This window comes from Roseateles depolymerans, assembly GCF_003387155.1.
In the GTDB taxonomy this organism is placed as follows: domain Bacteria; phylum Pseudomonadota; class Gammaproteobacteria; order Burkholderiales; family Burkholderiaceae_C; genus Roseateles; species Roseateles depolymerans.
Genome location: NZ_QUMT01000004.1, coordinates 302,557 through 321,933, shown reverse-complemented (window position 1 = coordinate 321,933; position 19,377 = coordinate 302,557). Strand labels below are relative to the sequence as shown.

General features: G+C 65.5%; 21 protein-coding genes. 11 read left to right on the top strand and 10 right to left on the bottom strand.

Features of this window, described 5'->3' with window-relative positions; genetic code table 11:
* Positions 1-2: 2 nt before the first annotated feature.
* Both DES44_RS20310 and DES44_RS20305 read right to left on the bottom strand, forming a co-directional pair.
* The gene (locus tag DES44_RS20310; RefSeq protein ID WP_232309892.1) at positions 3-653 is read right to left on the bottom strand and encodes a DUF2242 domain-containing protein; all 651 of its coding nucleotides are present in this window, start codon (positions 651-653) and stop codon (positions 3-5) included.
* 119 nt (positions 654-772) lie between these two features.
* Positions 773-1,264 carry a hypothetical protein gene (locus tag DES44_RS20305; protein ID WP_058933185.1) on the bottom strand — a complete coding sequence of 164 codons (492 nt, stop codon included), beginning with the start codon at positions 1,262-1,264 and terminating at the stop codon, positions 773-775.
* Between the two features lie 253 nt (positions 1,265-1,517).
* On the opposite strand from DES44_RS20305, the gene DES44_RS20300 reads away from it, so the two are divergent.
* From DES44_RS20300 to DES44_RS20290, 3 genes are all read left to right on the top strand, one after another.
* Positions 1,518-1,715, top strand: coding sequence for a hypothetical protein (locus DES44_RS20300; protein ID WP_058933184.1), 198 nt, complete (start codon positions 1,518-1,520; stop codon positions 1,713-1,715).
* Positions 1,716-1,746: 31 nt separating this feature from the next.
* Entirely contained in the window at positions 1,747-2,064 is a 318-nt protein-coding gene (locus DES44_RS20295; RefSeq protein WP_116001808.1) for a BON domain-containing protein, read from the top strand.
* Between the two features lie 205 nt (positions 2,065-2,269).
* Entirely contained in the window at positions 2,270-2,680 is a 411-nt protein-coding gene (locus DES44_RS20290; RefSeq protein ID WP_058937087.1) for a response regulator, read from the top strand.
* Positions 2,681-2,765: 85 nt separating this feature from the next.
* On the opposite strand, the gene DES44_RS20285 is transcribed toward DES44_RS20290, so the two are convergent.
* On the bottom strand, positions 2,766-3,398 hold the full coding sequence (locus DES44_RS20285) for a response regulator (RefSeq protein WP_058933183.1): 633 nt from the start codon (positions 3,396-3,398) through the stop codon (positions 2,766-2,768).
* A gap of 45 nt (positions 3,399-3,443) precedes the next feature.
* Here DES44_RS20285 and DES44_RS20280 point away from each other — a divergent pair, with 45 nt between their 5' ends.
* The 3 genes from DES44_RS20280 to DES44_RS20270 all read left to right on the top strand — a co-directional run bounded on the left by DES44_RS20280 (position 3,444) and on the right by DES44_RS20270 (position 7,894).
* Entirely contained in the window at positions 3,444-4,910 is a 1,467-nt protein-coding gene (locus DES44_RS20280; RefSeq protein WP_083525191.1) for a CHASE3 domain-containing protein, read from the top strand.
* Between the two features lie 147 nt (positions 4,911-5,057).
* Entirely contained in the window at positions 5,058-5,504 is a 447-nt protein-coding gene (locus tag DES44_RS20275) for a BON domain-containing protein (protein ID WP_170156710.1), read from the top strand.
* A 191-nt stretch (positions 5,505-5,695) separates the two neighbouring features.
* On the top strand, positions 5,696-7,894 hold the full coding sequence (locus DES44_RS20270) for a hypothetical protein (protein ID WP_147307156.1): 2,199 nt from the start codon (positions 5,696-5,698) through the stop codon (positions 7,892-7,894).
* Between the two features lie 88 nt (positions 7,895-7,982).
* Here DES44_RS20270 and DES44_RS20265 read toward each other — a convergent pair whose 3' ends face one another.
* Complete coding sequence (locus tag DES44_RS20265) at positions 7,983-8,273, bottom strand: H-NS histone family protein (protein WP_375137557.1); 291 nt, start codon at positions 8,271-8,273, stop codon at positions 7,983-7,985.
* A 317-nt stretch (positions 8,274-8,590) separates the two neighbouring features.
* Between DES44_RS20265 and DES44_RS20260 the strand changes: the two genes are divergently transcribed.
* Together DES44_RS20260 and DES44_RS20255 are read left to right on the top strand one after the other, a co-directional pair.
* Entirely contained in the window at positions 8,591-9,079 is a 489-nt protein-coding gene (locus DES44_RS20260; protein ID WP_147307155.1) for a hypothetical protein, read from the top strand.
* A gap of 134 nt (positions 9,080-9,213) precedes the next feature.
* On the top strand, positions 9,214-9,912 hold the full coding sequence (locus DES44_RS20255; RefSeq protein WP_083525189.1) for a GntR family transcriptional regulator: 699 nt from the start codon (positions 9,214-9,216) through the stop codon (positions 9,910-9,912).
* Positions 9,913-9,939: 27 nt separating this feature from the next.
* On the opposite strand, the gene DES44_RS20250 is transcribed toward DES44_RS20255, so the two are convergent.
* From DES44_RS20250 to DES44_RS20240, 3 genes are all read right to left on the bottom strand, one after another.
* Complete coding sequence (locus tag DES44_RS20250) at positions 9,940-10,161, bottom strand: oxidoreductase-like domain-containing protein (RefSeq protein WP_058933177.1); 222 nt, start codon at positions 10,159-10,161, stop codon at positions 9,940-9,942.
* Positions 10,162-10,223: 62 nt separating this feature from the next.
* Positions 10,224-11,258, bottom strand: a complete 1,035-nt coding sequence (gene rtcA / locus DES44_RS20245) for an RNA 3'-terminal phosphate cyclase (protein WP_058933176.1) — start codon at positions 11,256-11,258, stop codon at positions 10,224-10,226.
* Positions 11,259-11,305: 47 nt separating this feature from the next.
* Entirely contained in the window at positions 11,306-12,523 is a 1,218-nt protein-coding gene (locus tag DES44_RS20240; protein WP_058933175.1) for an RtcB family protein, read from the bottom strand.
* A gap of 427 nt (positions 12,524-12,950) precedes the next feature.
* Here DES44_RS20240 and DES44_RS20235 point away from each other — a divergent pair, with 427 nt between their 5' ends.
* Complete coding sequence (locus tag DES44_RS20235; RefSeq protein WP_083525187.1) at positions 12,951-14,219, top strand: glycosyltransferase; 1,269 nt, start codon at positions 12,951-12,953, stop codon at positions 14,217-14,219.
* Between the two features lie 18 nt (positions 14,220-14,237).
* Here DES44_RS20235 and DES44_RS20230 read toward each other — a convergent pair whose 3' ends face one another.
* On the bottom strand, positions 14,238-15,260 hold the full coding sequence (locus DES44_RS20230) for a DUF2145 domain-containing protein (RefSeq protein WP_232309891.1): 1,023 nt from the start codon (positions 15,258-15,260) through the stop codon (positions 14,238-14,240).
* Between the two features lie 17 nt (positions 15,261-15,277).
* Complete coding sequence (locus tag DES44_RS20225; protein WP_058933173.1) at positions 15,278-15,748, bottom strand: hypothetical protein; 471 nt, start codon at positions 15,746-15,748, stop codon at positions 15,278-15,280.
* Positions 15,749-16,199: 451 nt separating this feature from the next.
* Between DES44_RS20225 and DES44_RS20220 the strand changes: the two genes are divergently transcribed.
* Together DES44_RS20220 and DES44_RS20215 are read left to right on the top strand one after the other, a co-directional pair.
* Complete coding sequence (locus DES44_RS20220; protein WP_058933172.1) at positions 16,200-17,264, top strand: tartrate dehydrogenase; 1,065 nt, start codon at positions 16,200-16,202, stop codon at positions 17,262-17,264.
* A 102-nt stretch (positions 17,265-17,366) separates the two neighbouring features.
* Positions 17,367-18,266 carry an alpha/beta fold hydrolase gene (locus DES44_RS20215; protein ID WP_058933171.1) on the top strand — a complete coding sequence of 300 codons (900 nt, stop codon included), beginning with the start codon at positions 17,367-17,369 and terminating at the stop codon, positions 18,264-18,266.
* 61 nt (positions 18,267-18,327) lie between these two features.
* Here the strand turns inward: DES44_RS20215 and DES44_RS20210 are convergent, their stop codons facing one another.
* Positions 18,328-19,185, bottom strand: coding sequence for a LysR family transcriptional regulator (locus DES44_RS20210; protein ID WP_058933170.1), 858 nt, complete (start codon positions 19,183-19,185; stop codon positions 18,328-18,330).
* Positions 19,186-19,377: the final 192 nt, after the last annotated feature.

The following is a 19,377-nucleotide window of genomic DNA, read 5'->3' as shown; positions in this document are numbered from 1 at the left end:
CCTCAGGGCGATGCTTCCCCGGTGGACACCACCTGCGCCTGCTCCCGCAGCATCTTCTGCATCAATGCGAAGAAGCGGTCGTAGAACTGCCCGGCGGGGATGGTCTCGGAGGCGACCTTCACCAGCGACTCGGACGTGGACGACAGCGGCACCGAGATCGAGCCGATGGCGCTCACGCCCAGACTGGTGGAGTTGGTACTGCGCTTGACGGTGTAGCGGTCCTGCAGGGCAGACACGTAGGCGGTGGAGAGCTTGCCGCCGCCGCCTTCGGGCACGCAGACGATGTTGAAGGCGATCTCCACATGCACCTCGCCTTCCGGCTGGAAGCGCTTGCTGCCGCTGATGGACCCGGCCTGTGCGAGGTTGATGACATAGCCCTGGCTCAGCAGCGCGCGCCGCGCCGCCTCGCAGGTGTCTTCCACGCTGGCGTCGAACAGTCGGGAGAAGGTTTCGTCGGCCTGGAAACGTTCGTTCTGGTAGACCGATCCCTTGCGGCCGCCCGCGGCGGTGTCGCCCCCGAAGCTGCCGCATGCCGACAAGGCGCTGGCCATGGCGACCACACCGAGCAAGCCCACGACGCGGAGCAGGTCGGGAGAACGGGAACGGGAGGACGCCTCGGGCGTGCGGAGCATGCTGGAAATGCGCTGGGTCATGTCATCGGGCCACTGCGGCCAACGAGGACATTATCGCCGCCGACGTCGGCGGGTGGCCGTCGACGGGCTGACAGCCATGATGCGATTCTGTAAAGAAGCCCGGCGGGCGTGCCGCCGGTTCAGTGCTGCACGTAAGCCGGCCGCTGCACGGGCGCGGCCAGGCCGCCATCCAGATCATTGGCAGCGGTGGGCTGCGCTGCCAGCAGCGTCTGCCATTCACCGTCCACGCAGGCCGTCATCCGGCGCGCCTGGCCGCGGCAGCGATGCCAGTGCTCCTGCGCCGCCGACAGCAGCGCGGGCCAATAGGGATGGTCTCCCTCGCAGCGGTTGCGCGAGATCACCAGCGCCACTTCGTCTTCCCGCACCTGGCCGTCCATCACGAAGTCCAGCTTGGCACGCACCACCACCGTCAGCGGCGTGGACAGCAGCAGCTCGGCGCTGACGCAATGCGAGGGCTTGAAAGCCTTGGCGGCCGGGGCCGGCGCAAAGTGCACCTGCGCTGACAGGTGAGCGGGCAGATTCGAGGGCCGGTGTGCGGGTTCCACCAGCGAGGTCGGGAGGGGGGCGTTCATGGCGCTTCCCAACGAGGCGCCCATCGTGTTCTTGTCCATGGCCGTGATCCTAGGGAAAGCATGCTGCCGCACCTGTCGGGTGCTGTCGCAACCGGATGTAGGACAGCATGCCGTGCCCTTGCGAATCCTTCGTGACGCGCAGGCCGATCGGTTGGACTCATGCACAAACGTGGCGCACCCGCCACCATTTCCGTTTGTCCTACAACGACTCGCGGATGTGGACGACAGGCCAGTCTGTTCGGGATACGTAGAGTTCATCTCAGCACGCCACGGGGCGCCAAGGAGCCAGACGATGGGACACACCGACCACTTCCAGACATTTCATCAACATGCCGACGACGGCGCAGCCCAGATCCACTGGGCTTCGGTGTCCGACCATGATGCGGTGCTGGGCCTGGAAGCGGCGCTGCCCTATCTGATGGACCACGCCCCCGCGACGTTTGCCGAGCCGGCCCCTGCCGTCGTGTCGAATCCCCGCCACGCCGCGTGAGCCTGTGTCTGTCATCGACAAGGAGATATAAATGATGATTCGAGCCACCGTTCTCGCCCTGGCCACCGCTGTGGGCGCTGTCACGATGCTGCCGGGCTGCGCCGTCACCCGCGGTCAGTCCTCCGTTGGCGAATACGTCGACGACGCGTCCATCACCACCGCGGTGAAGGCCAAGTTCGTCGAAGCCAAGACCGTGGATGCCTCCGCCATCAGCGTGGAAACGCTGCAGGGCGAGGTGATGCTGTCGGGCTTTGCCAAGAACGCCACTGAAAAGACCAACGCCGAAGCCATCGCTCGCGGTGTGAAGGGCGTCAAGCGCGTCAAGAACGAAATCGCCATCCGCAACTGATGGCGCAGGACCACCACGTCGGGTCTGCCCGGACGGGGACCCTCGTGGTGATCACCCCTGGCGCGGACGATCCGCATGCAATGGCATGTTGACCGTCCGCGCGCCGTCATTGGTACCGCTGCCAGGGCCCGGACACTCCCGTGGAACTGGTCACCGCGGTGCGGCTCCGTTGTTCACCGTCCGCAGTCTCGTGCCAGCGCCCGCCATGGACTCCCCTGTTTCTTCTCCCGCACTCACCTGCTTCCTGGTGGAGGACAACGACGTCATCCGCGAGAACCTGGTGGCGACCCTGGAGGAGATGGTGGACCTGCGCGTGCTGGGTCATGCGGTGGATGAAGATGGCGCGTTGACCTGGATGTCGCAGGAGCAGGGCGGCTGCGACCTGCTGATCATCGACATCTTCCTGAGCCAGGGGACCGGGCTCAATGTCCTGCAGGCCGCCACGGCCCGGATGCCTTCGGCGCGCCGGGTGATCCTGAGCAATTACGCCACCCCGGACATGCGCAAGCGCTGCATGGCGCTCGGTGCCCACCGGGTGTTTGACAAGTCGGCGGAACTGGAAGATTTGCTGGCCTATTGTCAGTGCCTGGCAGAACGGCAAGACCCTGACGCTTGATTCGTCTGGACGAGCGCCGGCTTCGGCCCATTCCTGGCGATACCCGGCGATACCGGGGGATACCGGGCGATACGGGCCGGAGCGCCTACTCGATCAAACCATTCTTCAACGCGTAGTACGTCAGCTCGCTGTTGGTGCTCAGCGCCAGCTTTTCCAGCACCCGGGAACGATATGTGCTCACGGTCTTGACGCTCAGCGACATGCCGTCCGCGATATGCCCCACCGTCTCTCCTCGCGCCAGCCGCAGGAACACCTGCAGCTCCCGCTCGGAGAGGGTGTCGTGCGGGGCCTGGTCCTGGGCGGCACCGAGACCGTCGGCCAGCAGTTCGGCCACGGCGGGCGTGATGTACTTGCGTCCCCGGAACACGGTTCGGATGGCCGTGGCGATTTCTTCGGGGTCGCATTCCTTGTTCAGATAACCGCTGGCGCCCTGGCGCAGCAGCGTGGTGGCGTAATGCGCTTCGGGAAAACCGCTCAGGATGAGGACCGGCAATTCAGGCTTGCGCGCCTTGATGGCGGCCAGGGTCTCGACGCCGCTCTGGTCGGGCAGCGAGAGGTCCATCAGCATGACGTCCACCTCGCCGGCGCGGACGAGATCGAGGGCCTCGCGGCCGGAGCTGGCTTCACCGGTCACGCGCAGGTCTACCTGCTCGGACAGAAATTGCCGCAATCCGGCGCGGACAATCGCGTGGTCATCAACGATGGCGATTCGGATCATGGTGGCTGTGGTCAGTTGGGCTGGATGCCCTGGGGAGTGTAGAGGATGAGTTTCAAAGACACCGTGGCCAATCTGGGCAGCAAGACGTGGGCCTTGCCGCTCGGGCTCTTCGTGGCGCTGCTGATGATGTTGATCAGCGAGCTGGCCTACTTCGGAGCCGTGTCCCAGATGGACCGACTGGTGACCTTGGGCCGTGCCCGGCTGGAGCTCGTCAGGCTCACGGCGCGGGTCGCGGACGCGGAGTCAGGGCAACGGGGATACCTGATCACCGGACGGCCGGAATATCTGGACCCTTACCGCTTTGCCGCCGAGGATGCCTCCAAGGGCCTGAATGCGCTGCAGCACATGTATTCGCAGGTGGGCGCCACCGATGCCGAGGCCCGCAGCAAGGAGATCGCCACCGCCGTCAGCGCCAAGCTCAGCGAGCTGCAGGAAGTGCTGAAGCTGTCGCAGGAGGGGCGCCACCAAGCCGCCCAGGCGCTGATGATGACCGACATTGGCCGCGACCAGATGGAGCAGATCCGCCGCAAATCGTCCGAATTGCTGGCCGATGAGAACCAGCGGATCGCGCTGGGCACGGCACAGGTCTACGACACCCTGATGCTCAACCGCATCGGCGTGGCGGCCATGACGCTGATCAGCCTCGTGGTGTTCGTGCTGTTCCTGCGCAAGAGCCGGGCGATGGACCACCAGCGTGAACAGCAGCAGCAGGACATCCGTGCCGAGCGGGACCGGCTGGAGATCGAGGTGGGGCGGCGCACTGCCGAGCTGACCCAGCTGGCCCGCCATCTGCAGACGGCGCGGGAGGACGAGCGGGCACGGCTGGCGCGCGACCTGCACGACGAGCTGGGCGCGCTGCTCACCGCTGCCAAGCTGGACGTCGCCCGCTTGCGGCCCAAGCTGCAGGCGGGAGCGCCCGAGCTGATGCAGCGGCTCAATCACCTGACCGAAACCCTGAACAGCGGCATTGCGCTCAAGCGCCGGATCATTGAAGACCTGCGGCCCTCCACGCTGGACCAGTTGGGGCTGGTGCCCGCGCTGGAAATCCTGTGCCGGGAGACGTCGGAACGCCTGGGGGTGCCCATCGAGGTGGAGCTGGACGACAGCGTGGAGCTGCCCCGCAGCGCCCAGCTGACCGCCTTCCGCCTGGTGCAGGAAGCCCTGACCAACATGGCCAAATATGCCCAGGCCAGCCACGCCAAGGTGGTGCTGAAGGAGGAATATGCGCAGGCGCTGGTCAGCGTGGTGGACGACGGCTGCGGATTCGATCCCGGGCGCATGACATTGGGCTCCCATGGCCTGCTGGGCATGCGGTTCCGGGTGGAAGCCGAGCGGGGCCAGTTGCAGCTGCGCAGTGCGCCGGGGCAGGGCTGCGAAGTACGCGCCTGGCTGCCGCTTTCGGTGCCGACGGTGGAGACCGGCACCGAGCGGATCGACGTAGGCCCCCTCCTACAGACCGCCGGCACGGCGGGCGACCCCACGTCGTGGCAGCCGCCGACCCCGCGCGAATAAGGTCCTGTCTACAGTGGAGCCATGTCCCGGAGCACTGCTTCCGGGCCCCATGAACCCCTCCCACCCAGGACCGATGCACCGCTTCTCAGGCCGATGACCCGGCCGTGGCACCGCCATCGGATCCTCCCTTCCTTCAAGGAGACCGAGATGAAGAAGCTGCATGAACACCGCCCGATGTTGATGGTGCTGCCGGCCCTGGTGGCCGCCGTCGCCCTGACCGCCTGCGGTCGTGAAGAGGACGATCGCACCGCTGGCCAGCGCCTGGACGATGGCATTGCCAAGATGGAACAGAAGAGCGATCAGGCTCGGCAGGAGACCCGTGAGTCCATGGATGCCATGGGTCAGAAGATGGACCGGGCCGCTGACAAGGTCAGTGCTGATGCTTCGGACGCCTCCATCACCACCCAGATCAAGACCGCACTGGCGGGCGATCCCAAGCTGAGCGCGCTGGATGTGAAGGTCGACACCGACAAGGGTCACGTCACCCTGGAAGGCACCGCGCCGGACCTGGCCGCACGCGAGCGCGCCGGCTCCATGGCACTGGCGGTGAAGGGGGTGCAGTCGGTCAACAACCGCATCAAGGTCAATAGCTGACTTCAGGGATCAGCATGACGGATCACACCTTTCGTTGAGAAAGGTAGCCGATTTTTGAGATCTTGGTGGCCCTTTGCAAAACACTGCAAAGGGCCATTGGCATTGGCGCTGTGCATATCAAGGTCAGGAACTGAGAGACAGGCATGTGACAACTCATGATCGTCCTCGGATGTCTCGAGGGCTCTCTGACCATGAGGATCGACATGACACCGGCCCTTTCTCAAGCGACCCACGCACACTATTCCCCCAATCCCCTTTCAAACGTCTCGTCGACGCATCCCACGGACGGGGACGCTCCCGTCTATGCGCAAGTGCAACCGAAGAAGGCGCAGGAGCTGATCCTTCAAGACTGCGGCATCACGCGCTTCAAGAATCCGGCGGCGGCGGTCGTTGTGCAAAAACTTCTTCCATTGCCCGAACGGTACGGCCTTCCCGACATTGGCGAGTTCAAGCAGTTGGGCATGACGCAGGCCAGCCGGGCCAATGCCACGGTATTGCCTTCCGACGGAATGTCCGGCGAAAGCCTGGTCATGGCGGCCCCGGGTGAAGACTCCAACGCAGTCGGAGCCGACGAACGACTGGCCCGATTCGGCGCCGCGCTGCTGTCGAAAAAAGTGGCGCATGTCGTCTGCGCCAACCACAGTGCCACGTCCGCCGCGGCCCGTATGCCATTCCTGCGCCAGATCCAGCTGCCGGCGCAACTGGGGCCGCTGGAGATGACGTTTTCCCAGGCGCACACGGACGGACCCGCGCCTGAGCAGTTCCGGATCGACGCCCATCTGCCGGGCAATGAATACGAGGATTCCGGCGACATCGGCGTCTGGAATCTCAATTTCGAAGGGGCGACAGCCCAGGACGTGCTGACGACGCTCGGGGCGCTGTATCAGCAGTCCGAAGGTCAGAATGTGGCGTTTTGCTGCCAGAGCGGTAATTCCCGCTCGGGCGCCGCTGCGCTGCTCTTCCACCAACGCAAGGCGGCCGAGGAAGCTCTCAAACGCGGTGAAGTGCCCCGGGCGGCTGATCTGATCAACGGGGCGGCGACATGGGAGAAGGACTGCAAGGCGGCCCGTGGCTCGAATTTCGGGACCAGGATGCCGGAAGGCCTTCTGGAAAGCCATGCGCACGCGCTGGCCGCAGAGATCGGTGACCGACTGGGTGCCCAGAAGTCCAAGCCACGTCCCGCCATCGCGCCCAAGCCTGTTCAGGCTGCTGTACCGGCTGCAGGCCAACAGCCCGCGCAGGCAGCGGCGCTTGCGTCCAAGTCCACCGCGACAGCAGCGCTGGGTAAGCCACCCACCACACCTCCTCAGACTCCTCCCAAACCCGCGCGTTTGCCCGGACCTGTACCCGCTCCTCGGACCCTGAAGTCGTCGGACACCGAATCCATCGCCTCCGGCCACAGCGACACCGAGTCGGAATTCAGCTCCACCTCCAGTACCGCCAGAGAGACCTTCCACAAGCTCGGTGAGCGCCGTCAACCAAGGACAGGGGGCACGCCATCGACCGTCTACAACCCGAAGCCCGGTGAAGGCAAGCCGCTGGGGATCATTCCGCCGACGGCCACCGAAGGCGCGCCTTCTGCATTGCAGACTGCTGGCGCTTCGGGAGGCGACTACTCCGAAGTCGAAATGCGGCCGTCGCGGGTCTATACGGAACCATGGGAAAACCAGATCCCCGCCCAAGTTTTGGCGCGGGGGGTCCAGGCGCCTGCACGCGGACAGTTTGACGCGAGGGCGTCCATCCGCACTCTGAATCGATTGCTGCAACGCACCAGCGAGAATATCTATTCGGATGTGCGCACGTTCAACGACTACTCACTCCCATTGGAGATCGAGCGTGGAGAGCCGACCGTTCACCAAACGCTACATGCCTGGCAAGAATCCCGTCATCCCCAAAGCGCGGAGCTGAAAAAATACGTTCATGCGCTGGCTTTGATGTTCAGCCAGGACGCCAAACAGGGATTGCGCTTGTTCGCGCCGAAGAACGCCTACGGGGTTGGGAAGGCCATTGACTTGGTCGAGAGCGAAGCCAAGAACAAACTCTGGAAAGAGTTGTCCGGCGCATTGGCCACCACGATGAGTGAGGCCGATCCCAGTCAAGAGGCCATGGCGCATGCCCTCCTGATCGCCATCATGAGAACCGAACTGACCCAAGAGTTCAAGCAGCTGGACCGCACAGCTCAGCAGACCTGGATCCGTCGATCGGCCAAGTCAGAAATCAGCGATGCCATCCAGAACCTGCAATCGAAGTGTGACATTCTGGGCACTGAACTGAGGAAAAACAAAACGCCGTCATCTCATGAGATCGAACTCGTGGCGGCCTACAGCCTGACGCTCATGAGCTTTATGGCCCTGCATGACGTCGGCACCGATCCGACGATCAGGATCTGACCAACGGCGGCTCCGCGGTGGCCAGCGAGCGGACCCACCGGCCGCGCCCCCCATAGGGGAGTCGTCGGCCGGCCGCCGCTTGGCTGCCTCAACGGATCAGCAGGTCTTCCGCCTTCTTGCCGGCGGCCAGTGCGTCCTTGAACCAGTTCGGACGCTTGCCAACGCCCGTCCAGGTGCGGCCGGCGCCGTCGTGGTACTTGGGCGATCCCATGGAAGCACGACCGGTGCCCACACGCTTGCCGGCAGCTTTGCGGCCCGGTTTGGTAGCGGTAGCAGCCTTGCCAGCGCGGCGACCCCGCGCCGTGCTCTTCACTGCCGAGCCAAACAGCTCCTCCGGTGTCAGGCCGTAATGGTCGATGGCTTCGCGAATGCGGGCCACCACACCGGAAATCTCCTTGCTCCGAAGCGATTCAGCTTCCTTTTGGAGTTTTTCGATTTGACTGAGAACTTGCTTCAACGATTTGGGCATTGATCTACTCCGGATCAAGCGACGGGCCTCAGGCTCTGTGCCGCATGTGCCTCCCAGGCGGGACTTTATCGCGTTTGAGATTGCAAGTGGGATTGCGTTGTCGCTTGTGCAAAGTCAATCCGCCGATTGATGCACGTCGGCTGCGTCAGACACGGACCGGAAACCAGGCGGTGACGTCTGTGAATCATTTGAGAATGCCGCATCGGTGTTGAGTTCTGGAGCTGCGCTTGAACGACCCCATGCTGTCCACGGCACGCGAAACCCTCCCCTGCATTCAAGGGGGAGGAGAGCGGGCGAGTCAGATCCTGCAGGTGCGTGCCGCGTTGGTGGCGCATTGCTGTCGTGGCGCTGCGCGTCCTTTGGGCATTCATTGGACCGAGGATCTGGAATCGGCCTGGCGTGTGTTGCGCAGTGCGGCGCTGCTGGCCACACCCGCGCGCATGGCCGATCAGGAATGGCGTCTGCGTCTGGCGCTGATGCGGCAGCTCGCCGCGCAGGACACCGGCCTTTGCGCGCGCATGTTGTCCGATGGCGACCGGCAATGCATCGAGGCCAGCGGTGGCAGACCGCCCACCGTGGACGCCGCGCAGCGGATCGCGCTCATGAAGCAACTGATCACCGCACTCCAGGAAGATGATCCGGCCGCTTTGCTGGTCGCCGCGCTTCAACAAGTCGAGTTAGACGGTCACGAGTTGAGGGCATTCATCGCGACATGACTACCCAAGAAGGCAGTCCAGAGATGTCGCCAAATTGATCAACAACAATCTTCACGAGAGACCGTCTCATGACGGGGCTCTGGCCACCGGTCCGCTGTTTACAGTAGTCGGCCCGATTGCCGAAGTGACGCTCCATGGTCCTGTCTCCCCCGTCCCCGCCGATCAACACGCCCACCTATCTCCGACTGAGGATGCAAATCCGCGAGGACATCATGAGTGGTCAATGGCCACTGGGCAGTCATCTCACCCTGCGGGGGCTGGGCAGCCATTACAAGGTCAGCAATGTGCCGGTGCGGGAAGCCCTGCTGCAGCTGCAAGGCGATGGGCTGGTGGAGATGCGGATGAACCTGGGCGCCACCGTCACCCAGGTGGATGCCGCATGGCTGCGCGATTTCCTCGCGGTGCGCGAAGCCTTGGAGGGCATGCTCATCCGCAATGCGTGTGAGCGCCACCGGGTCGAGCACCTGGCCCTGCTGGGCCGCCATCAACGGGCGATGGAGCGGGCGGTGGACACCGAAGACTGGGAAGCGATGTTTGCTGCGGAACGTCAATTTACGAGCCAGCTCCACGAGACCGGCGGCAATGCCCATGCATTGGCCCTGCTGACGCCGCGCAACTGTCTGCTGGAGGCGTTCCGTCGCTCGCATCCCGCGATGGCACCGGTCGATCCCGCCCGCTGGCCTCAGCGGCTGTTGATGATGTGTGAGGCCATCAGCCGCTCGGAGGCGGATGCCGCCATCCAGTTGATGGCGCAGCATCTGGCGGCGCTTCGATTGCATCTGTCGCGGATGCTGCGCGCGCCGCATCGGCTGGCGACACGGTCGGTGCGTTAGGGCTGGGGCACCGGGGCTGGTGGAGCGTCAGGGCCGCTGCGGCGTCGCATCCGGGTGGCGTTCACGCCAGGCCCTGAGTGCTTGCCGATACCGGTCCATCTCCAGGTCATGCAGATCGAAGATGCAGGGATCGCAGCCATTGCCGCAGCAGGCATCGAAATCGGGCTCGGGCGGCGGCTGGGGCATTGGGTCCGCCGCGAGGTCAGCGGCAGCATCCAGGAGGGGGAGGGAGGGGGCCGGCGTGCTCATGACGACATTGTGCCGCCGCAATGGGAAGGTCCCCTGCACCGCAGAGGGCCTCCCCGGACGCATCAGGGTTGGACGGTCACGCACCAACCGGCGTCGGTCCGCTCGGTGGTGATGCTCACCGGCAGAAACTTCTCGATCGTTTCGGCATTGGTGGTGGCATGAAGCGTCAGCTCGGTCGCGGTGTAGGACGCCGTCATGCCCGTCTTCCACACCGCCAGTGCCAGCGGCAGCATCCATTGATCGGCCAGATGCGGTCCGACGGCACCCGGCTGTCGCAGGTAGTCGTTCAGGTCCTTCACCAGACGCTGGGAGACCGTTTCCGCAGCCACGCCTTTCTCACCCAGTTGCATGAACACCTCGGTGACATTCGCATGGGTCAGCGTGGCGATCAGCGCATTGCCCGGCCCTTCGTTCTGCCGCAGCGCGAGCAGCTGCTTGGGATCGAGGGCCCAACCCATGGCTTCGCACAGCACCTCCAGCTCGCGCTGAGGCACGTGACGCGGCAGTCCGGGCGCCAGGCATTCCGCCTGGGTGGAGACCGGCTCGCCGCGGCTCATCAGGTCGAACGGACGCAGGGACTGGGCGGCGGACGCCAGGTTTACCGTCACTTCACCGCCTCCAGCCGGATGGAAACCGGCCCGGCGCAAGTGCAGTTCCGCGGGGGCCCCGAGGCGATGCATCAGCGGCGCGTAGGCCCGCGCAAGAAACTGGAACGGGGGCGCCATCGGGTTGTGCGTGCCGCCGGACAGTTGCAGGCTGGAAGGCCCGTTCGCCAGCATCAGGGCCGGCCACACCGTCTGCAGCACCAGCAGGCAGCTGCCGGCCGATCCCACGGAAAACTGGTAGCTGCCCGGCTGCACCGGCCCGGGCGCGAAATGCAGCTCCCGCGACTGCAACTCGTCTCCCAGCACCTGGGCATTGCTGATCTGCGCGGCCGCCCGCACGCAGGCCAGATGCTGGCGCATCAGACCTGGCTTGGGCCGGCCGGCGCGGATGCTGTGCAGGGTCACCGGCTCGCCGGTGCACAGGGACAGCGCCAGCGAGGTGCGCAGAATCTGGCCGCCGCCCTCCCCGGCGGCTCCATCGATCTCGATCATGGGGTTCTTTCTTTTTCTCTGTTTTGTTGGGGCCCCGGCAGCGCGGGTCAGCCCTTCACACACACCACCTGCTTCAGGGTGTGCACCACTTCCACCAGGTCCTTCTGGGCCTCCATCACCGCGTCGATGTCCTTGTAGGCCATCGGGATCTCGTCGATCACATCGGCGTCCTTGCGGCATTCCACGCCTTCAGTCGCCTTGATGTGATCCTGCACGGTGAACATCTTCTTGGCCTTGGTGCGGCTCATCACGCGGCCGGCACCGTGGCTGCAGCTCTCGAAGCTCTCCGGATTTCCGAGGCCTCGCACGATGTAGCTGCGAGCCCCCATGCTGCCCGGGATGATGCCCAGCTGACCGCGCTTGGCACTGACCGCGCCCTTGCGGGTCACGAACACGTCCTCGCCAAAGTGATGTTCCTTCTGCACGTAGTTGTGGTGGCAGTTCACCGCTTCCACATGGGATTCGAAGGGCTTGGGAATGACCTGGCGCACGACGGCGATCAGGTTGGCCATCATCACTTCGCGGTTGCGCATGGCAAATTTCTGGGCCCAGGAGACGGCGCGGACATAGTCGCCGAAGTACTGGGCGCCCTCCTCGAAGTAGGCCAGGTCCTTGTCGGGCAGGTTGCGCTGGTTGCGCTCGGCATCCTTCTTGGCCAGCTCGATGAAGTGGGTGCCGATGGCATTCCCCACCCCGCGTGAGCCCGAGTGCAGCATGAACCACACGAAGCCGGCTTCATCCAGGCAGACCTCGATGAAGTGATTCCCCGTTCCCAGGGTTCCCAGATGCTTGCGGTTGTTGGTCTGCTTCAGGCGGGGGTGCAGCTCGCACAGCGCATCGAATTCATCGGCCAGCGTGCTCCAGGCCTGATCCACGCGGTCGGGCGGATTCTCCCAGGCCCCGTGGTCACGGCCACGGTTGCGCGGCGAGAAACCGTGGGGCACTGCGCGTTCGATGGCGGAGCGCAGGGGGCCCAGGTTGTCCGGCAGGTCTTCGGCGCGCAGCGTGGTCTTGGCGGCCATCATGCCGCAGCCGATGTCCACGCCCACGGCGGCGGGAATGATCGCCTTGATGGTCGGCACCACTGAGCCAACGGTGGCCCCAATCCCCAGATGCACGTCCGGCATCGCCGCCACATGCTTGAACACCACGGGCAGGCGAGCCGTATTGGAGAGCTGCTGCATCGCTTCGGGCTCCACCGGCACGCCGTTGGTCCACATCTTGACCGGCACTCCCCCGGCCACTTCTTGCGTTTTGTAATTCATGTTCTGGTCCTGTTGATCAGTGCCGCTTCTTGCGCAAGGGCTGTGCCAGCTTGCCCTGTCTCCAGTGGGGGGAACTGCCAAGTGCTTGATTTTCCAATGAAAACGCCGGTGATGGACTTGAACTCCAGCCAAGTGATTGATTGAGAAAGTCCCTCAAAAGAGAACGTCAGCTAGTCCATTTAGCAAAACAGCTTGGCGATTTGGATACGTTTTGGTGTGCCCACACCCCCCGGGACTCGGGAGAGTCATGTGCCCTCTTCAGGGGATTGCCGCATGCGCCAGCAACTATCATGGTGCGGGCAGCACCACAGAAGGGCGAAACTGACAAAAAGCGCCCGCAGATGTCATCAGCGCCTCTCACACGGCCCTGTCGATTGCCGGCTGCCGCACCCCAAAAGTGGGCGGTCGGTGTACGGAGAAATGAAGCATGAAGATCGCGTACCTGATCAATCACTATCCGAAGGTGAGTCACACCTTCATCCGCCGGGAGATCATTGCGCTGGAGCGTCAGGGCGTGGACGTGCTGCGGGTGGCGGTGCGCGGCTGGGACGATGCTGCGCCTGACCCTGTGGACCAGCAGGAGAAGACGCGGACCCACTACCTGCTGCGGGACGGGCTCAAGCCGCTGCTGGGTGCCACGGTGTCCGAGGCGCTGCGTGCGCCGGTGCGCTTCCTGAAGGCCCTGGGCCTGGCCTTGCGGCTGGGCCACCGCGCTGACCGACCGATGCCGCTGCATCTGGTCTACCTGGCGGAAGCCTGCATGGCGCTGCGCCTGCTGCGCGAGCAGCGCATCAGCCATGTGCATGCGCACTTTGGCACCAATTCGACTGAAGTGGCCTTGCTGATCGAAGCGCTGGGCGGCCCGGGTTACAGCTTCACCTGCCACGGTTCGGAGGAATTCGACAAACCGGAATCTCTGCACCTGGGCGAGAAGATCCGCCGCGCCCGTTTCGTGGTGGCGATCACCTCCTTCTGCCGCAGCCAGGTCTACCGCTGGGTGGACCATTCGCATTGGCCCAAGATCCAGGTGGTGCGCTGCGGCGTGGACCCTGCTTTCCACACCTTCCAGCCGGTCCCGGCCAGTGGTCGGCGACTGGTGGCGGTGGGTCGCCTGTGTGAACAAAAGGGCCACCTGCTGCTGCTGGAAGCCGCCGCGCGCCTGGCTGCGGACGGGGTGGATTTCGAGCTGGTGCTGGCGGGCGACGGCGAACTGCGCGCACCGATCGAAGCGCGCATTGCGGCGCTGAAGCTGGAGCGACATGTGCGCATCACTGGCTGGATCGGCAGTGACCAGGTGCGTGAGGAAATGCTGGCGGCCCGTGCGCTGGTGGTGTCCAGTTTTGCCGAAGGCCTGCCGGTGGTGGCCATGGAGGCCATGGCGCTGCGCCGGCCGGTGATCAGCACGGCCATTGCGGGCATCCCGGAACTGGTCGTGCCCAAGGAAAACGGCTGGCTGGTGCCGGCGGGTGACCCGAAGGCGCTGGCGCGCGCCATGGCGGACTGCCTGGCCTGCGAGGACAGCACGCTGCACCGCATGGGCGAAGCGGCCCGCACGCGGGTGATGGCGGGTCACGATGTGGACCAGGAGGCGGCGCGCCTGGCGGTGCTGTTCCGCGACTATGCGCAGCCTGATGCGACTCCGGTGGGCGTGCGCGCCCCTGCCCACGGCGTGCCGGTGGGTGGGCACGGGGACTGAGGGTCCCGGGCGGCACGCTCAGTCGAGCGTTCGAACCTCATCCAGCGGATCGACCGGTTGGCAGTCATCGCCCAGCGATGACCAGCCGCGGTGCACCACCACCTGCCGGTCCCGCAGGCACACCTCGACCCGCCTGGCGGAGGGCACCTGCTGGTGCAGGAATGCCTCCAGCGCGCCTGGCAGGCTGACCTGCATGCGCAGCGCATAGAGATCGTCCAGCGGGTGATCGTCCATATGCAGCAGCGGAATCCACTGCCCGATGAACATCAGGCCGTGGGACCCCACCTGGATGCGGGTGGGCTGGTAGCCGGCGGCCTGTAGCCAGGCCTGCGCGCGACGGCGGTCGTACTGACGCGGCCCCACTGGCTCAACGGCTTGCTCAAAGGCCGGGTCCCACGCAGCGGCCATCATCTCAGCCACCCACTGATTGCAATTCTGGTGCCGCAGGCCGAAGGCATAGGCGTTGGCGCTGTAGCTCGGGCTCAGCAGGGCCAGGGCGGTGGCGGTGTCCAGCAGACGGTCATGCAGCGGGCGCTCCGGGCCTTTCTGCGGATCGGGCGCGGCGCCCTGCGACCCGGGCTGCGAGTCCTCGGGCAGGGTGACGATGGAGACGAAGGTCGAGCCAGTTGCCTTGCCTGCCAGGAGGAAGGCGCCCAGACCCTGATCGAAGAGTCGCGGCCGCGATTCATCACACACGTAATAGAGCTGCCGAACTGCCCAGGTCCCTTCGGGATTGTCCTGAAGCGCCATGCCCGCATGCGAATAGCGGATGCCGAACCGGCGCAAATCCGTGCCTGCACGGGACACCAACGCCGTGCGCGCGCCGCTGCCTTGAAGCTCTCGCAGCACGATGGCGGTGAAGCGCAGGACCAGGTCCTGGTCCGAGGCGGACAGGGACGCGCCCCGTTCACAGAGCCCAAGTGACGCCGACTGGGCTGCCGCAGGCGGGCTGAAGGCCAAAAGGGCCGCCCCCAGGCTGGCCGCCGCCAGCGGAAGCCTATGCGCCACGCGCCGCCATGCGGCCATCAGTCCTGCGCTCACGATGAGCCCGAACAAGATCAGGCCTTGACCACCTTCGTGCGCATCTGCTGCTTCCACGCGTCTTCGAGCACCAGGAAGAAGGGCCGCTGGGACGTGTCGTCAGAAAACTCAAGGCCGTACTCCCGCTCTTTGACCCGCACGGCCTGGCCTTTGACCAGGGGCTGCTGCACCAGGATTTTGTCCGGTACGTACAGATTGAACGATTGCATGGCTTCGGGCGACACGCCTTCGTCGGCGGCGAGTGCCACCTGCATCATGCCGGGGCGACCCTGGGCTGCGGCCACTTCCACGACGCGGTAGCGGCCTTGACCGACCTTGCGATCGTCTTTTTTGGAGCTGTTGCTGGAGGCGCCGATGGAATCGGACACGCTACCGGACGATTCGGATCCGGCGCTGGAGGCGGACGAGACGAAGCTTTCGGCGTGGGTGGGGGCGCCAGTGACGGCCAACAGGGCTGCCAGTGGGAGGGCGAAGAATCGGGGATGCATGGTGTCCGAATCGCAGTGACGGAGTTCTGATTAAAGCAGAGCGATGCCCGCCACATCTTTCTGTTCGGTACAAGCGGATGTAGCAGTTGTGTCTACCCGCACCGCGCTCGCCCACGCAGACCACCGAAGCAGTGAGACGGTCCGGAGGGCGGGAGGCCGGGTGCCTTTTGCGGAAGTGAAGGAGGAGGAGCCGAAGGCGACGGGGGACATGGAGCAAAAGGTGCCCGGCCTCCTGCCCTCCAGCGCGCGCCACCTTAACCCCCCGGTTGCCGCGCGCCCCCGGCACCCAACGCGCTCCGCACCGCGCCCCCTTGGGCGCCAAGCCGCTCTTCGCCCATCCCCAAGCCATTTGCAGCCCTCAACTCTGCCACCGCTCCTCAAGATCGGAGATCATCGAATCCCCGGCCCGCACCCTGGCCATCGTCCCCCATCACTGACTGAGGACCTGCCCATGACCAAGACCTACAAGATCGCAGCCATTGCCGGAGACGGCATTGGCAAGGAAGTGATGCCGGAAGGCCTGCGGGTGCTGGATGCTGTCTCCCGACGCTTTGGCATCCACCTGGCCTTCACCCCCATCGACTGGGCCAGCTGCGACCACTACCAGAAGACCGGCCAGATGATGCCCGACGACTGGCGCGAGCAACTGCAGCCGATGGATGCGATCTACTTCGGTGCGGTGGGCTGGCCGGCGACCGTGCCGGACCACATTTCTCTGTGGGGCTCCCTGCTGAAGTTTCGCCGCGAATTCGACCAGTACATCAACCTGCGCCCGGTGCGCCTCTTCGAAGGCGTCCCTTGCCCGCTGGCCGGCCGCAAGCCTGGGGACATCGACTACCTGGTGGTGCGTGAGAACACCGAGGGCGAATACACCAACCTCGGCGGCGTCATGTATGCGGGGACGGACCGCGAGATCGTCATCCAGGAGTCTGTTTATTCTCGATTCGGCGCAGACCGAGTGCTCAAATATGCCTTCGAACTGTCACAACAACGGGCTCGCAAACATCTGACAGTGGCCACCAAGAGCAACGGCATCGCCATCGCCATGCCCTGGTGGGACGGCCGCGCAGATGAAGTGGGGAAAGCGTATCCGACAGTCACCGTGGACAAGCAGCATATCGACATCCTCAGTGCCCGCTTCGTCCTCCAACCCGACCGTTTCGACGTCGTGGTCGCCTCCAACCTCTTCGGGGACATTCTCTCGGACCTCGGCCCCGCCACCACCGGCACCATCGGCCTGGCCCCGTCGGCCAACCTCAACCCGGAGCGCAAGTTTCCGTCGCTCTTCGAGCCGGTGCACGGCTCCGCGCCGGACATCGCCGGCCGCAACATCGCCAACCCGGTGGCCATGATCTGGTCCGGGGCGCTGATGCTGCAATTTTTGGGTCACACCGACGCCCACGACGCCATTTTGCGGGCCATCGAACGCACCCTGATCGAAGGCCCACGCACCCCGGACCTCGGTGGCACCGCCACCACGACCGACATGGGCCGGGCCATTGCCGAGCTGATCTGATTTGATCTGAGCGAGCTTCCGCGCCGACCGTGCCCATCCGTTCAACCGGACGCCGCTCGCTCAAGCGCCGCAGCAAAACACCCGCTACTTGGAAGGCCCTGCATGTCCGAGCTCTTTCCCGGTTTCATCGCCCAGACCGTCCCGACGGAGGACGGCATCCACATCCAGACCCGGGTCGGCGGGGACGGCCCCCCGCTGCTGCTGCTGCACGGCCATCCCCAAACCCACGCGCTCTGGCACAAAGTGACGCCCACCCTGGCCCGCCATTTCACGGTGGTGCTGGCCGACCTGCGCGGCTATGGGGACTCCTCCAAACCCACCGGCCTGCCCGACCACGAGAACTACAGCAAACGGGTGATGGCCCGCGACATGCTCCGGGTCATGCAGGCGCTGGGGCACTCCCGCTTCCGTGTGATGGCGCATGACCGCGGCGCCCGGGTGGCGCACCGCCTGGCGGCCGACCACGGCGATGCCGTCGAGCGCCTGGTGCTGCTGGACATCGCCCCCACCCTGGCCATGTACGAACAGACCAGCGAAGCCTTCGCCCGCGCCTACTGGCACTGGTTCTTCCTCATCCAGCCCGCGCCGCTGCCGGAACGCTTCCTCCTGGCCGATCCCGACGCCTACGTGCGCGAGGTGATGGGCCGTCGCAATGCCGGCCTTGCGCCCTTCGACCCCCGCGCTCTCGCGGAATACATCCGCTGCGCCCGGCTACCCGAAACCGCCCACGGCGTCTGCGAAGACTACCGGGCATCGGCCGGCATCGACCTGGTCCACGACCGGGAAGACCGGGACCGCGGCCACCGCCTGGCCATGCCGCTGCTGGCGCTGTGGGGCGAGCAGGGCGTGGTGCAGCGCTGCTTCGACCCGCTGGCGGAATGGCAGCGGGTGGCGCAGCAGGTGCAGGGCCATGCGCTGCCTTGCGGCCACTACATCGCGGAGGAGGCGCCTGACGAGCTGCTGGCGGCGGCGCTGCCCTTCCTGCTGAAAGACGCCGCCTGAGTCCCTCACCGTTCGGCTTGGAGAGGGCGGCCACCCTGCACCGCCCCAGCGACCCCCTCCCTCACACCGCCTGACGCAGCGTCTGCACCAGCATGCGGTGCAACCGGTCCACCGCCTTCGACCCCTTGGACGCGGTGCTGCGATAGACCGCCACTTCCATCGGCGCCAGCGGGCCCAGCCCCTGCGCCGCGCCCAGAATCTGCAGATGCGGCGGTGCGCTGCACTGCGTCAGCACCGCCACCGCCAGGCCGCTTTCCACCGCGGCGATCTGGCCGGCGAGGCTGGAGCTGTTGTAGACCACCTTGTAGGGCCGGCCCTGCACGGCCAGCGACTGCAGCGCACTGCGTCGGCCCAGGCTTTCGGGCTCGTAGACCGCAATCGGCAGCGGCGTGCGCTGCCAGATGTCGAACTGTGGCGAGCCGACCCACACCATCGGTTCATGAAAGAGCAGCGTGCCGCGCCGTGCATGGTCGCGGGAGATCAGCGCCAGGTCCAGGTCCCCACTGGCCACCCGCGGTATGAGCCGGGTGGACTGCTCGCAGTCCAGCTGGATTTCCACCCCGCCGTGGCGCGGCGCAAAGCGCTTGAGCACCGGGGTCATGTAGCGTGCGGCGTAGTCGTCGGGCACGCCGAGACGAATGAGGCCGGACAGGGCTTCCCCCTGCAGGGCGGCCTGCGCCTCGGCCTGCAGGTCCAGCAGGCGACGGGCGTATCCGAGCAGGGTCTGGCCATCGTCCGTGAGCTGCAGCTGCCGGGTGCCACGCTCCAGCAGGCGGCAGCCGACCGCAGCCTCCAGCTTCTTGAGCTGCATGCTCACCGCGGACTGGGACCGGTGCAGCTCGGGGCCCGCAGCCGTCAGGGATCCGGCATCGACCACCGCCACGAAGCACTTGAGCCAGTCAGTCTGCAGGTCCTGCATGGATTCGAGAATCGAATGGAAGGTCGGCAAATTATGCGCTTGTCACCATGCTCGGGCTGGCGCACAGTCCGGCCCATCATGGGTTCTCTCTCGCCTTCCAACGTTTCCGCCCCGAGTCCATTGGGGGCGGGCCAGACGGCAGTCTCTGGCTCCCCGGTCCGCCTGCCCGGCGCCCTGGACGCCCGGGCCGTG